This is a genomic window from Deltaproteobacteria bacterium, assembly GCA_020845895.1.
Lineage (GTDB): Bacteria > Lernaellota > Lernaellaia > JACKCT01 > JACKCT01 > JADLEX01.
Genome location: JADLEX010000121.1, coordinates 16,444 through 30,550 on the forward strand (window position 1 = coordinate 16,444; position 14,107 = coordinate 30,550).

The 14,107-nt window shown below is 64.2% G+C and carries 14 protein-coding genes; 12 read left to right on the forward strand and 2 right to left on the reverse strand.

Annotation, left to right across the window (positions count from 1 at the left end; translation table 11 throughout):
* The 11 genes from IT350_16525 (at position 1) to IT350_16575 (ending at position 9,848) form a co-directional block, all read left to right on the forward strand.
* On the forward strand, positions 1-285 hold the full coding sequence (locus tag IT350_16525) for a HypC/HybG/HupF family hydrogenase formation chaperone (GenBank protein ID MCC6159659.1): 285 nt from the start codon (positions 1-3) through the stop codon (positions 283-285).
* Positions 282-1,385, forward strand: coding sequence for a hydrogenase formation protein HypD (hypD, locus tag IT350_16530; GenBank protein MCC6159660.1), 1,104 nt, complete (start codon positions 282-284; stop codon positions 1,383-1,385). The genes IT350_16525 and hypD overlap by 4 nt, the downstream gene beginning before the upstream one ends.
* Positions 1,349-2,389 carry a hydrogenase expression/formation protein HypE gene (hypE, locus tag IT350_16535; protein ID MCC6159661.1) on the forward strand — a complete coding sequence of 347 codons (1,041 nt, stop codon included), beginning with the start codon at positions 1,349-1,351 and terminating at the stop codon, positions 2,387-2,389. Before hypD ends, hypE begins: the two co-directional genes overlap by 37 nt.
* Entirely contained in the window at positions 2,389-2,730 is a 342-nt protein-coding gene (hypA, locus tag IT350_16540) for a hydrogenase maturation nickel metallochaperone HypA (GenBank protein MCC6159662.1), read from the forward strand. Before hypE ends, hypA begins: the two co-directional genes overlap by 1 nt.
* A gap of 17 nt (positions 2,731-2,747) precedes the next feature.
* A complete protein-coding gene (gene hypB, locus IT350_16545; GenBank protein MCC6159663.1) occupies positions 2,748-3,581 on the forward strand; it encodes a hydrogenase nickel incorporation protein HypB in 834 nt (277 codons plus the stop codon).
* Positions 3,578-4,984: a HAMP domain-containing histidine kinase gene (locus tag IT350_16550; GenBank protein ID MCC6159664.1), complete on the forward strand. Its 1,407-nt coding sequence runs from the start codon at positions 3,578-3,580 to the stop codon at positions 4,982-4,984. Before hypB ends, IT350_16550 begins: the two co-directional genes overlap by 4 nt.
* An 11-nt stretch (positions 4,985-4,995) precedes the next feature.
* A complete protein-coding gene (locus tag IT350_16555; GenBank protein MCC6159665.1) occupies positions 4,996-5,406 on the forward strand; it encodes a response regulator in 411 nt (136 codons plus the stop codon).
* Between the two features lie 75 nt (positions 5,407-5,481).
* Positions 5,482-6,561, forward strand: coding sequence for a molybdopterin-guanine dinucleotide biosynthesis protein B (gene mobB, locus IT350_16560; GenBank protein ID MCC6159666.1), 1,080 nt, complete (start codon positions 5,482-5,484; stop codon positions 6,559-6,561).
* Between the two features lie 109 nt (positions 6,562-6,670).
* The gene (locus IT350_16565) at positions 6,671-7,768 is read left to right on the forward strand and encodes a 2-hydroxyacyl-CoA dehydratase (GenBank protein MCC6159667.1); all 1,098 of its coding nucleotides are present in this window, start codon (positions 6,671-6,673) and stop codon (positions 7,766-7,768) included.
* A complete protein-coding gene (locus tag IT350_16570) occupies positions 7,765-9,084 on the forward strand; it encodes a 2-hydroxyacyl-CoA dehydratase (GenBank protein ID MCC6159668.1) in 1,320 nt (439 codons plus the stop codon). Before IT350_16565 ends, IT350_16570 begins: the two co-directional genes overlap by 4 nt.
* The gene (locus tag IT350_16575) at positions 9,081-9,848 is read left to right on the forward strand and encodes a 2-hydroxyglutaryl-CoA dehydratase (GenBank protein MCC6159669.1); all 768 of its coding nucleotides are present in this window, start codon (positions 9,081-9,083) and stop codon (positions 9,846-9,848) included. Before IT350_16570 ends, IT350_16575 begins: the two co-directional genes overlap by 4 nt.
* 3 nt (positions 9,849-9,851) lie before the next feature.
* Here IT350_16575 and larA read toward each other — a convergent pair whose 3' ends face one another.
* A complete protein-coding gene (gene larA / locus IT350_16580; GenBank protein ID MCC6159670.1) occupies positions 9,852-11,168 on the reverse strand; it encodes a nickel-dependent lactate racemase in 1,317 nt (438 codons plus the stop codon).
* A gap of 129 nt (positions 11,169-11,297) precedes the next feature.
* Between larA and IT350_16585 the strand changes: the two genes are divergently transcribed.
* Positions 11,298-13,367 carry a hypothetical protein gene (locus IT350_16585; protein MCC6159671.1) on the forward strand — a complete coding sequence of 690 codons (2,070 nt, stop codon included), beginning with the start codon at positions 11,298-11,300 and terminating at the stop codon, positions 13,365-13,367.
* Here IT350_16585 and IT350_16590 read toward each other — a convergent pair.
* Complete coding sequence (locus IT350_16590; GenBank protein ID MCC6159672.1) at positions 13,337-13,912, reverse strand: hypothetical protein; 576 nt, start codon at positions 13,910-13,912, stop codon at positions 13,337-13,339. The two genes, IT350_16585 and IT350_16590, sit on opposite strands and share 31 nt — an antisense overlap.
* Between the last annotated feature and the right edge of the window lie 195 nt (positions 13,913-14,107).

Consider the following 14,107-nt stretch of genomic DNA (forward strand, 5'->3'; position numbering starts at 1 on the left):
ATGTGTCTCGCGGTCCCCATGCGCGTGATCGAAATCCCGAACGAGGGTCGAGGCGTCGTTGACCTCGACGGTATCCGCTACGAAGTCGATCTCAGCCTGACGGATGACGTTCACGTGGGCGATTATGTGATCGTCCACGCTGGATTTGCGATCGAGAAGCTCGATGCGGAAGAGGCCGATGCGCGACTCGTTCTCTTCGAACGCATGGCTGACGAATATCGCCGGGGTCTCGGCGGCGAGGTGAGGCTCATGGCGCCGCCCGCACGATTCGGAGGCCCGTCATGAAATACATCGACGGATTCCGCGATCGTGAAACGGCCCTCTTTCTGCGCAACCGAATGACGGGGGCCGCCGAACGCCTCGCGGCGGATGGCCGCACCGCACGCGTCATGGAGGTGTGCGGCAGTCACACGATGGCGATCGCGCGCTACGGTGTGCGCGATCTGTTGCCGCCGGCGGTCGATCTCATCAGCGGCCCGGGCTGCCCGGTGTGCGTGACGGATACGGGATACATCGACGCCGCGATCGAACTCGCTCGCCGGGGCGTCGTCGTTGCCACGTTCGGTGACCTGATGCGCGTGCCGGGTTCGCGCGAAACACTTGCGCGCGTTCGAGCCGAGGGCGCGCATGTTCCCGTGTGCTATTCGCCGGCGGCAGCTCTCGAAATCGCGAAACGGGAGCCGGAAAACGAAGTGGTTTTTCTCGCGATCGGTTTCGAGACCACGGTCGCTCCCGTCATCTCGATCGTCGATGCCGCTCGGCGCGACGGCGTTCGCAACATCAGCCTGCTCACGGCATTCAAGCTCGTTCCGCCGGCGTTGCGCGCTCTGCTCGACGACCCGGCGATCCGCGTGGATGCCTTTCTTTGCCCGGCTCACGTGAGCGCGATCATCGGTGCGGACGCGTATCGCCCGTTCGTCGAAGACGATCGGGTGCCGTGCGTCGTCGCGGGGTTCGAACCGCTCGACATCCTGCTCGGCATCGCCGAAATCGTCGAACAGTTCGCGGCGGGCGAAGCGCGCCTCGTGAATCAATACAGTCGCGTCGTGAAGCCCGAAGGTAACCGCAAGGCGCTCAACTTGATGAAGCGTCTGCTGGAACCGGTCGATGCGGCGTGGCGAGGGATCGGCGTCATTCCCGGTTCGGGGCTGGGTCTGCGTGCCGAGGTTGCCGAGTTCGACGCGGCGAAGCGGTTCGGTCTCGTCATCGACGCGGGGAAAACGAACCCCGCCTGCAAGTGCGGCGACGTGCTCAAGGGCGTGATCCGTCCGCGCGAGTGCCCGCTCTTCGGTGGCGTGTGCCATCCGGACAACCCGATCGGGCCGTGCATGGTGAGCAGCGAAGGCAGTTGCGCGGCGGCGTTCAAATATTCGAGGTGCGCGTGAGGACCGAGACGATCCAGCTCGCGCACGGGGGCGGCGGCCGAGCCTCCGCCGATCTGATTGCGCGCGAGATTCTGTCGCGATTCGCGTCACCGGCGCTCGTCGCCCTGCCCGACGCCGCGACGCTGCAGGTGCCCGGCGGCCCCATCGTCGTCTCGACCGATGGGTTCGTGGTTTCGCCGATCGAGTTTCCCGGCGGCAACATCGGTCATCTCGCCGTGCACGGCACGGTCAACGACGTCGCCGTCGCCGGCGGACGCCCGATCTGGCTGTCTCTCGCGATGATCCTCGAAGAGGGGTTGCCGTTCGCGACGCTGCGCCGCGTGCTCGATGCCGTGCGCGACTGCGCGCGCGACTGCGGCGTCGCGATCGTCACCGGCGACACGAAGGTCGTCCCGCGAGGACAATGCGACGGCGTCTACTTGACGACGACCGGAATCGGCGAGGCATGGCCGGGCCTCTCTCTCGACACGGCTCGCATTCGCGAGGGTGATGTTGTCATCGCGAGCGGACCGCTCGGCGATCACGGAATGGCCGTCATGGCCGCGAGAAACGGCCTGAGCACGACGGAGAGTTTCGCCAGTGATACCGGCCCTGTCCACCGACTTGTGGAGTCCGTCGTCGATCTCGGCGATGCGCTGCGATTCTTTCGCGATCCCACGCGTGGCGGCGCGGCGGCCGTACTCAACGAAATCGTTCGGAATCGAACAGTCGGCATTGTGTTGCGCGAGGTCGACATTCCGGTTTCGCCGGGCGCGCGCGGCGTGTCGGAATTGCTGGGAATCGACAAACTGCACGTCGCGTCGGAGGGACGGGTCATTGGCGTGTGCGCGCCGGATGCCGCGACTGATGTGTTGTCCAGGTGGCGCGCGAAACCCGAGGGCGCGGGTGCGTGCGTGATCGGACGCGTCACGGGAGACGCGGGACGCGTCATCCTCGAAACCGCGATCGGCGGACGACGGTTGGTCGATGTCCCGCAGGGCGAATTGTTGCCGAGGATCTGCTGATGCACGAGATCACGATCGCCTCCGAAATGATCCGCCAGATCGAAAAGATCATGGCCGATCGGGGCGTATCGCGGCTCGTCAGTGTTTCGGTCGAGGTTGGCGCCCTGTCAGGCGTGGAGCGTGAGCCGCTCGAGTTCTGCTTTCCGTACGCCGCGCGGGGAACGATGGCGGAGGATGCGCGGCTGTTCGTGACCGAGGTGCCGGTGCGCGTCCGGTGTGGCGCCTGCGGCACGGAGGGATCGCCCGAGTATCCCGCGGTCCTTTGCCCCGTGTGCGCGTCATACGACGTGGAAATCATCGGCGGACAGGACTGCGTGATTCGAAATCTGGAAGTTCGTTAGGGCGAGGGGGATCGGCCATGTGCCGGGACTGCGGTTGCGAGCAAGGAAACGAGCGAGCGTATTTTCACGGTCACGCCGACGCACATGGTAACGACCATGGGCATGCGCACGACCACCCCCATGCGCACGGCCACGACCATGCCCACGATCACGGAAACGGCAACGGCCTCGATCACCATCGCGAAGAAGGTGACGACAGGCACCGCATCGATGTCGAGATGCGCGTCCTCGCCCACAACGATCACCTCGCGGCTCACAATCGCGAGTGGCTCGATGCGCGCGGCGTATTCGCCGTCAATCTGATTTCGTCGCCCGGTTCCGGCAAGACGCTTTTGCTCGAACGGACACTCGAGCGCATGGCGCGACACGTCGCGTGTGCGGTCGTCGTGGGCGACCAGCAGACCGACAACGATGCGCGGCGGCTCGCGGGCAAGGGCGCGCCGGTGCGGCAGATCGAGACGAAGAGCTCGTGTCATCTCGATGCCGAGCGCGTGGGCGGCGTTCTGCCCGAGGTCGTCACCGAGGGCACGCGGCTGCTCTTCATCGAAAACGTCGGCAACCTCGTGTGCCCCGCGGCGTTCGAGCTCGGCGAACATTTCAAGATCGCCCTTCTCTCGGTCGCCGAGGGCGAGGACAAACCGATCAAGTACCCGGTCCTGTTCTCGCGATCGCCCGTCGTCGTGCTGACGAAGATGGATCTGCTGCCGCATCTCGATTTCGACATGGCGCGCTGCCGCAGAAACATCCGCACGGTTCGCCCCGACGCGAAGATCTTCGAACTCTCCGCTCGCACCGGCGAGGGAATGGAGTCGTGGACGGACTACCTTTTCGAACTGGCGAGGACGAAGTGACCGAGAAGGCCCGCCATTCCACGCTGTCGTTCGACTGGGGCGTTTCGACGTCCTACAGTGCGGACCTGCGCGCGCGGGAACTGGCGGATCGCGTCTGGTGGTTCATCACCATGCGCTGGATCGCGGCGGGCGTCTGCACGGCATTCGGCGTCGCCGATCTCGCGGGCCTCGTTCCCGGTCACATTCCGGTGGCGTACTTTCTGGTCGCCGCCGTCTTCCTCGCCGCCGGAAACGTCCTTTACTGCCGGATCACCAAGAGTCTGCTCGAGCCCGAGATCGACCGCGCCGGTCTGCGCATCCTTCTGATCTTCGAGATGATCGGCGATTTTGTCGCCCTATCTCTTCTCACGTACGCGACCGGGACGATTCAGACGCCGCTGCCGATGTTCTTCATCCTGCACGTGGTGCTGGCGACGCTGTTTTTTTCGCGACGCACTTCGCTCGTCATTACGATCGGCGCATGGCTTGGCGGTGTGATGCCGCTGATTCTGGAGTGGCTCGGCGTGCTCCCGATGATTTCGATCTTCGACAGTCCGTTCAAGCCATTCGTCCTCAAGGAACCCGCGGCGATGGCGGGATACGTCTTCGGATTCGCCGCGTGCTTGTTTGTCTCCTGGTACCTCGTCAGCGAGATCACAACGAGCCTCAAGCTCCGCGAGTCGCAGCTCGAAGATGCCTACGGCATGCTCAGCCGACTCGACCGCGAAAAGTCGCAGGCGACGCTCCGAGCCACGCACGAGCTCAAGGCACCTTTCGCGGCGATCAAAAGCTACGTGTACACGCTTCGCGACGGATACTGCGGACCCCTTCCCGAAAAGGCACAGTCGGTCGTCACGCGCATCGGCGAACGCTGCGACCGGCTTATGGAGAAAATCACCGCCATCATCCACTTGAGCAATCTCAAAACGCTCGTACTCACCGACATGCACTTTTCGCCGGTGAATCTGACGAAATTGATCGCCGACGAAGCGGCCGAGGCCGCACTGCTCGCCGAGCCGCAGAACATTCGCGTCGTCAACCACGCGGCGGACGAAGCGGAGGTATACGTCCTGGGTTCCGCCGAGTACCTGCACACGCTCTTTTCGAATCTCACGCGAAACGCCATCGACTATTCAACTCCCGGCGTCGACGTCGAAATCACCATGCGCATCAAGGCGAGGCGCGTGTCGGTGCGCGTGCGCGACCACGGCATCGGAATCCCCAACGAAAATCTCGGCAAGATTTTCGACGAACACTTCCGTTCGAACAACGCCGTCGCGCATCACCCCAACGGCACCGGCCTCGGCCTGCCCATGGTCAAGGAAATCGCGCGCCTGCACGGCGCCGTCATCCAGGTCAGTAGCGAACTCGGAAAGGGTTCCCATTTCACGGTCTCGTTCGACTCCGTCGAGCCCAATATTTGAGGGAGGATTCCATGGCCAAGATTCTGATTATCGACGACGATCAGGACATCATCGACAGCCTGACCATGATTCTGGAGGGCAACGGGCACCAGGTTCAGGTCAAAACCGACACCGACAACCTCGTCGCGTCGGTCTCCGAGGTCGGACCCGACCTCATCATTCTCGACATCATGTTCCCGGAGGATCCGCAGGCCGGATTCGTCGCCGCGCGCGAGCTGAACAAGAACGCGAAGCTGAAGAATATCCCGGTACTGCTGCTGTCGGCGGTCAACCAACGCAGCAACATGGCATTCGGGTTTTCCGATGCCGACATCAGCCCGGACTTCATGCCCGTCGAGGCGTTCATCGAAAAGCCCGTCGAGCCCGACGTCCTGATCCGCAAGATCGCGGAGATGCTCGAGCCCACGCGCTCGGTCAACTGACCGCGCGACGTTCACGAAAAGCCCGGCCGCGCGCCGGGCTTTTCCGCGTCGCCGCGTTGGGGCAGACTGCTCCCCATGACGATCGACCCGCGACCGACGAGTCACCTCGCAACACATCGTTCCATCGCGTTCTGCGGATACTCCGGCTCCGGAAAAACGACGCTGCTTGTCGATCTCATCGGCGAACTCGTCCGGCGCGGACTTCGCGTCGCGGCCATCAAACACGACGCGCACGGGCTTCAGATCGATACGCCGGGCAAGGATTCCGACCGCCTCTTCCGCGCGGGCGCCAATGTCCATCTGCGCGGCCCCGGCGAGGGATTGATCCGCCATCACCGGGACGGCGACGACGATCTCGCAAGCGCCGTCGATCGCATGCGCGCGGATCACGACATCGTGCTGATCGAAGGGCACAAAGCGACGCCGTGGCCCAAGGTGTGGCTGCTGTCGCCCGGTGAAACCGAGCCGCCGCCGGACGTAACCCATGTCGAGTTGGTGCTTGCGCGAGACGAGCGGCGACTCGCCACGGTGCTTCCGTGGATCACGCGGCGTCTCACGCAGGAGTGGCTCGATACTCCCGTTCGCATGGGTGTCCTCATCGGAGGCGCGAGCCGCCGCATGGGCACGCCCAAACACCTGCTGGAATCGGGCGGCGCGACGCTGCTTGAGCGAATGGTCGCCTCGGCCAACGAGCGGGATCTTTCCCCTGTGCTGCTGGGCGCGGGCGAGATTCCGTCCTCCCTCGCCGGAGCGACACGACTGCCCGATCCGCCGGGATTTGCGGGGCCCCTCGCCGGACTCGTCTCGGCCATACGCTGGGACCCCGACTCCGCGTGGATCATCGCGGCCGTCGACATGCCGCGCGTCGACGTCACGTGCCTCGATTGGCTGCTCACGCAGCGCGCTCCCGGGCGAATCGGAATCGTCCCCATTATCGACGGCGAACCCCAATCCACGTTTTCCTTGTGGGAACCCATCGCGCGCGCGCACGTGTTCGATGGAATTCAAGACGGACGGTCTTCGATTCGCCGCCTCGCAGACGCACCGCGCGTGTATCGACCCGAGGTGCCGACGCATCTGCGGCCGCGGTTCGCGAACATCAACACGCCCGGCGAATGGGAGCGAATTCTCGCGGAAGACCGCGCGCACGAGTGAGATCCTTCCGCCCGTTTGTGCACTCGGATCTCGAAAACTTGCCGTCCGTCAAACTCGGCGTTAAAAGGAATTCGGCTTCGAATTGTCATGCCATCCGACGGGTCCTGCCATGCGCAAAGCCTACATCGAGGAACAGAAGAGTCGCCACGGACGCAAGGCTGTCGTGGTGCTGCCGGTGCACTACCCGCGCGAGATTCTGACGGCGATGAACGTACTCGCCGTCGAACTTTGGGGACCGCCGGGGCCGCCGCGCGGACCGGAAGCTGGACGGCTTCAAACCTACGTCTGCGCGGTCGTGCGCAACGCGCTCGCGTTCATCGCTTCGGGCGGCGCGGACGTCGCGGACGGCGCCCTGTTTCCCCACACCTGCGACTCGGTGCAGGGGCTCGCGACGCTCGCGCCGGATTTCGGCGGATGGAAGAAGCCCGCTTTCCGTTTTATCCATCCCAAGGGACCGCTGCGCGCCAGTTCGCGAGCGTTCATCCGCGCCGAAATGGTTGCGTTGGCCCAGTCGCTCGCGACGCTCGGTGTCGCACCGCCGACGGACGACGCACTCCGCGACGCGATTCGGCTGCATCGCGAAATCGACGCGCTCAAGTTGCGTCTTGCGGACCGGCGCGCGTACCTGCCCGTGAACGACGCCGACTACTACCGCGTCTTGCGGCGCGGCGAATTTCTGTGGCCCACGGATCACTTGAATGAGCTTCGGGACATCGAACGAAAGCTGCTCGACACGCCCGCGCAAAAAGGCATCCCCATCTTCATCACCGGATACGTACCCGAACCCATGTCGATCTTCGACGTGGTCGCGGAGGCGGGCGCCTACGTGGCGGGCGACGACTACGCCGCGGTCGGTCGTCGCGTGAACAGCCGCACCGAACTGGATCTCTCCGATCCCTGGGCCGCGCTCGTCGATCTCTACGACTCAGCGTCTCCCTGCCCGACGCACTCCGCCGAGCAGGCCCCGCGCCTCGCGCATCTCGACGCCATAATGCAGCGCTGCGGTGCGCGTGGCGTCATCATCCACGAACAGAAATTCTGCGAGCCGCAACTCTTCGATGTGCCGGCGCTACGTCGCCATTTCGGCGCGCACGGTATCCCCCAGCTTTACCTTGAAGGCGAACTCGAGTCCGACTTCTCCGGACAGGCGCGCACGCGGATCGAGGCGTTCATCGAAACCCTTTCCAGCCCCCGGAGCGCCGCATGATCACGAGACGCATTCAGTACGAGATCGCCGGCAATGTCGTGGGTCCGTTCCTCACGAGCCTCGACAAGTGGCGCAAGAAGCTGCGCCCAAAGAAGAAGGGGCCGAAAAAAGAGCACCCGTTCGGACCGCCGCTGGAATCGGTGAACCGCCTGAAGGACATCATGACGCGCTACTACTTTCAAGGCCGCTATGCCGATGGCGCGGTGCCGGTGGCCTGGGTGACGAGCGGTTTTCCGGTCGAGATTTTTCGCCCGCTCGGGTTCTGGACGGTCTATCCGGAAAACCACGCGGCGATCTGCAGCGTGCAGCGCGTTGTGCCGGAGCTCTCCGATGTTGTCGAAAAAGAGGGCTACGCGCGCGACCTGTGCGGATACGCCCGCGCCGACATCGGCTCCGTCATGACCGGCAAAACGCCCGTGGGCCGGTTGCCGAAGCCCGACCTGCTCGCGTGCTGCACCAACATCTGCCAGACCGTCCTCTATTGGTATCGCGCGCTCGCGGAGCACTTCAAGATTCCTCTGGTGCTCATCGACACGCCGTACGTGTACGGCGAGGCGCCGGAACACCATCGGCAGTACGTCAAGGATCAACTCCTCGAACTGCTCGAGGTGGCGCAAAAGATCACCGGAAAGACAATCGAGCCCGAGGCCCTCGCCGAGGTCACGCGAAAGGCGAATATCGGGTCGAAGCTTTGGGGTCGCTGCCTCGACGCGAGCAAGAACAAGCCCGCGCCGTGGACGGGGTTCGACGAGTTTTTCCATATGGCGCCGATCGTGTCGCTGCGCGGCAGCGACGAGTGCAACGACTACTATCGGGGTCTCGCCGAGGAACTCGAGGACCGCGTGAAGCGCGGCGTCGGCGGCTTGAAAAAAGAAACGCACCGGCTGATGTGGGACAATCTGCCGATCTGGTTCAACGTGCGCGGCATGTCGGATCTGCTCGCCCAGAACGGATTCAACTTCGTGTGCACGACGTACACGAACGCGTGGTACGAGGCCGGCAAGGTCATCGACGAGCGCGACCCGATGGGCAGCGCGGCCAAGGCGTATACCCACATCATCCTCAACGAGGATCTGCCCAAGCGCCTGTCGCTGATGAAGCGCCTCGCCCGCGAGTACGACGTGGTGGGCGCGGTGCTGCACAGCGACCGCTCGTGCAAGCCCTACTCGATCGGACAATACGACCTGAAAGACCGGCTCCAGGCCGAGGCGAATATCCGCGTGATGGTGCTCGAGGCCGACCACGCCGACCCGCGTGCGTTTTCCGCCGAGCAGGCCGACAACCGGCTGACCGCCTTCATGGAGAGCTTCGCTTGACGCGGCCCGCGGCGATCGGCGTCGATGTCGGCAGCACGACGTGGAAGGCGGTGGTGCTCGATGCGTCGGGAGACGTGCTCGATCGTATCGTCGAGATCGGCAATCCGCGCATCGAGGAACAGACCACCAAGAATCTGGCCGTGCTGAAGGAACGAACCGGCGCGGCGACCGACATCCCCGTCGGCGCGACCGGCTACGGGCGCAAGCGCGTGGCGGCGAGCCGCGTGCTCACCGAGATCACGTGCCATGCCAAGGGCGCGTTCCGCGTGATGCGCAGCGCGGGAATTCTCATCGACATCGGCGGGCAGGACTCGAAGATCATCCACGTCGAGCCGGACGGCCGAGTGCGCGATTTCGCGATGAACGACAAGTGCGCCGCGGGAACGGGACGATTTCTCGAAGTCATCCTCGGGCGTCTGCATGTCTCCTTCGACGACGCCCCCGCCCTGGCGGCGCGCTCGATGCGGTCCGTCGCCGTGTCGAGCACGTGCACCGTCTTCGCCGAGAGCGAGGTGATCTCGCTCGTCGCGCAGGGCGAGAGCGTCGAGGGCATTGTCGCGGGGTTGCACGCATCTCTGGCGAGCCGCATCGCCTCGCTGGCGGGCAAATTCGCGAACGGCACGTCAATCTGGATGAGCGGCGGCGTCGCGCTCAATTCGGTCATGGTCGACGCGATCAGCAAGGCCATGGGCGCGAACGTGCGAGTGCTGCCCGAACCGCAGTTTGTCGGCGCGCTCGGCGCGGCGCTCTCCGTCCTTCCCTGAGGCTCACCCTTTCAGAATCGGATACGTCACGCCGCCCTTGGGAAAGACCAGTACGCGGGCCGGACCGCGCGCCGCGGCGTGCGTACGCGCGCGCAGCGCGTCGAGCGACGCGTGAATCTCGAAGAATGGGATCTTCTTCGTAAACTCGGGAGGGACGTTCGGCGAATAGAAGTAGATGTCGTTTCGCTGAAACGCTTGCAACGCGAAGTAAATGAAGTAGAGGTCCTCTTCCCGCAAACCGAACGAGAACTTGCCGATGAGCGGCAGGAGCGCGTACGAAAGCGCGCGCACCGTCTTTTTGCCGACGTGCAGCTTCTTCGTCGGCAGCGGTGAGTCACCAAGTCCCTGCTCGGCGGCGATGAAGTTGATCATCATTCCGCCGCGTCGCACCGCGCGGATCGTGTTGGCGAGCGCCTTGAGCCCCTGACGCAAATCGATGTCCATCGGCGCGCTGCCGGTGATGAGAATGTCCCCGGGCGCGTCGATCTCGACCCCGAAGATCCGCTCGGAGGTCCTGATCCCCTCCCGGTGCGCGGCGACGGCGTCGCCCGCCGCGATTTCCACCACACGCAACTTGCCGTCGAGCACGGCATTCACGACGAATACCGTCGCCTGAAGCATGCGACCGCACTCTTCGAGATCGCAGCGCATCGGGTTCGTCTCGGGGCGGCTTCCGACCATGTTGAAGGTGGATGGTGTGGTGTTGAGGGCGTGATTCGCCGCGATCGTGACCCGGCCCGCCACGCCGGGAAAGATGTTCTTGTAGCCGCCGCCGAACCCCGCGATCGTGTGCGGTTCGATGCAGCCCATGCTGAGGACGAGGTCCGCCTCCGCGACGAGGCGATTCACCCACACCTCCGAGCCGCGCGAGGTGCGCCCGAGCCGCACGAGGTGGTCGCCCGGCGCGCTGTCGTGATTCACGCATCGGTATCGCGACGCGCCCCACGAGCCGATCTTGGTCGCGATTTCGTCGTCGGTCATGGGCCGATGCACGCCGAGCGCCGTCAATACGATGATGTTCTCCGGTTTCGCGCCCGCGGACTCAACCGTTTCCATGACGGGCTGGAAAAACTGGTCGACGGGCGTCGGACGCGATACGTCGTCCACGACGACGACGACCGTCTTCGCGCGGCGCGCCATTTGCTCCAGCGGCGGAGAACCGTGTGGCTTCGCGATCGCGCGGCGAACTTCCGCGGCCACGTCGGCACTCGGCGTCACCGCCCGCGGCTCGCACACGCCGACGAGTTCCCAGTTCGGCGCGAGCGGAAACTCGACCTCGCGGTCCCGGCCAAAGGGGATGCGTACGATTTCACCCGACATGACGCACCTCGTATTGCGTCTCGACCATATCCGTTCCGGGGCGGACCGACAACGCGGCCTCGCGCGGTCAACTTGTCGTGAATTCCCACGGGAACTATTGTGCGTTCGTCTCGATTTCGGGAGTCGTCCATGACGTCTTGGAAGAACGTTCTTTGGGTAGCGGCACTGGTTGCACTGGCCACCGGTTGCGGTTGCGGCGACGATGACGACGATTCCGGCAGTCAAGGAGATGACGACGCCGGTCCCGATGACGATGCCGACGACGATTCCGCGGACGACGATACCGGCGACGACGACACGTGGCCTCCGCTCCCCGATGATGACGCCGACGACGACACGGGCGACGACGACCTTCCTCCCCTGCCCGATCCCAGCTATGGATGGATCCTGCTCGACTCCGATCGCGCGCACGTCTCGTGGGTGCTGAATCAGGCAGCCGACTACGGGATCGATCACATACAGCTCTCGCACGATCTCATCATGGACATCGACGAGATCAACGAAGACGCCGGTCACGCGGCGACACTGCGGGACATCGCGCAGGAAGCGAAGTCGCTGGGGCTCGAGGTGTGGGTCTGGTCGCACGAATTCGCGCGCGAGAGCTATCTGCTGTGCGTGGACCCCGCGGACGATCTGTGGGTCCGCCGCGCCCAGGCGTATCGCGACGCACTCGAAACCATTCCCGAAATCGACGGCGTGATCCTGATGTTCGGGTCGGCCGAGGTCGAGCCGTGGTACGCCGTGTGCCTGTGCGAGTGGTGCTTCGAGCAACCCGACACCGGTAACCCGGTGCTCGATGTTATCAACTCCCGCCCGGTCGACCGACTCATGCAAATCTACGACACGGTCGGCGGCGTGGTAATGGGCGAGTTCAGCAAGAAGCTGCGCGTGCGCACCTTCATGCACCAGCCGCTGGAGATTCTCTGGCTTGGCGAGTCGCTGCGCGCGTATCCAAACTACGATCTGTCGGTGATGACCAAAGACGTGCCGCAGGATTGGCAACCTTATTATCCGGACGATCCGCTGATCGGCGATGTCGGCCACCGGCACCAGATCATCGAGATGGATCTGGGCAACGAGTACTGGGGTCAGAGCCGCATTCTGAACGGGCAGGTCGACTACATCGCGGGACGCTGGGCGTACGACAAGGCGCACGGCGCGCTCGGCGCGGCGGCTCGCATCGAGCGGGGATCGGCACATGCCTTCGGCAATCCGAACGAGATCAACATTTACGCCTACAGCCGCATCTTGATCGACGGCGCAAGCCCGGACGAGATCCACCGCGAATGGTTCGATGCGAAATACGGAATCGACGGTGACTCCGCCGAGGCCGACGTCCTGAAGCGGATCTTCCGCACATCGCACGACGCGATGCGCAAGATGTACTACACGCTCGGCATGTGGACGCTGGTGAAGGGGTCCGACGTGCCGGGCAGCGCGCGTTTTCCCGAGCAGCTCGTTTCGCGCAACACGGCGTATTACGACGGCGACTGGTGGGAGACGTCCGAGGATCTCGCGTTTCCCGACGAGCAGACGCTCGCCGATCTCTGGCAGGAAGCGAGCGAGGCCATCGAAATCGCGCAGGACAATCTCGACGCGATCGAATCGATCGAGCCCGCGTTCACCGATCCCGCGCAATACGACGAACTGCACGCCATGCTCGCGCTTCACCGAGACGCGTGCGTCGTGTGGCGGCACGTCAAGGACGCGATGTTCCGCTACATGTACTCGCAGCGCGGACACGCCGACCAGATGCCGATCATCGAATGGGATCTCGAACAACTCGCCGACCTCGCCGCCGCGATCGATCTCACGTGGGGCGCGGGCGCCTCGCCCGTGCGCCCCGGCGATATCCTCGATTTCATCGCCGATCTGCGCGACGGAGCGCCGGACATCGTGGACGAGACCCCCGTCGATCAACCGCTGCTCGCCGATATCGAAGCCGAGGATCTCGGCGGCGGCGAGTGGCGAATCACGTGGGAGAGCGACGTCGCGACGACATCCCGGGTCGAATGGACGCGAAAGCTGCCGATCTATTCCGATGATAGTGGCGAAGTCGGAGGTCTGACGACCGCGCACGAAATCACGATCACGGTCGATCAGCCCGGGCGATGGTTCTTCCGCGTCAGCGGCGAAACCGGCGGCGACGCGCTGCTGCGGTCGGGCGATTATCGACTGGGGCTGGAAGACGAGGGCTGACGCGCGACGATCGCGTTGATTCTTCGCACGTAAGCGTCGGCATCGAACCTTCGCCGAAGTCCCTTGTCGTTCATGTACCGCACCTTGCCGAAGACCGACCGCTCGGCCCACGGTCGATCGTGCAACCCGAAACACCACGCGACACCGGCGTAGCCATTGGGATCGCGCCCGTCGAGTTCGTACTTGTCATTGAGGCGCACGGCGATATCGAACGCCGTCGCCGGATTGCGCGACCATTCAAGGATCTTCTTTCCCCAGTACATGCGCATGTAGCCGTGCATCTTGCCCGTGTGGATCATTTCGAGTTGCGCGGCATTCCAGTAAGGATCGTGCGTGCGCGCCGACTCGAACTCCTCTTCGTCGTAAACGTACTCCCGTGCGTCGTCCTCGTGATCCGCGAGCGTACGCCTGGCCCAGTCGGGTAGGCACGAAAGTTGGTCGTAATTCTCGCAACGCTCCGAGAAATTGATCGCGAGTTCCCGCCGCACCACCAGCTCCTCGAAAAACGACTTTGCACTCTCCGACCCGTGGCGCCAAGCCTCCATGGCAACTTGAACCGGCGATATCTGGCCGAAGTGGAGATATGCGCCCAGGCCGGATTGTCCGTCCGCATTCGGATCGTTTCTCGCATCGGCGTATTCGTCGATCCCGCGTTCCATAAACTGCCGGAGCCGATCTTGCGCCGCAAACGGTCCCGGCGCGGCGCCCTCGATTGGCGCGACCGAACGATCGCAACGCAG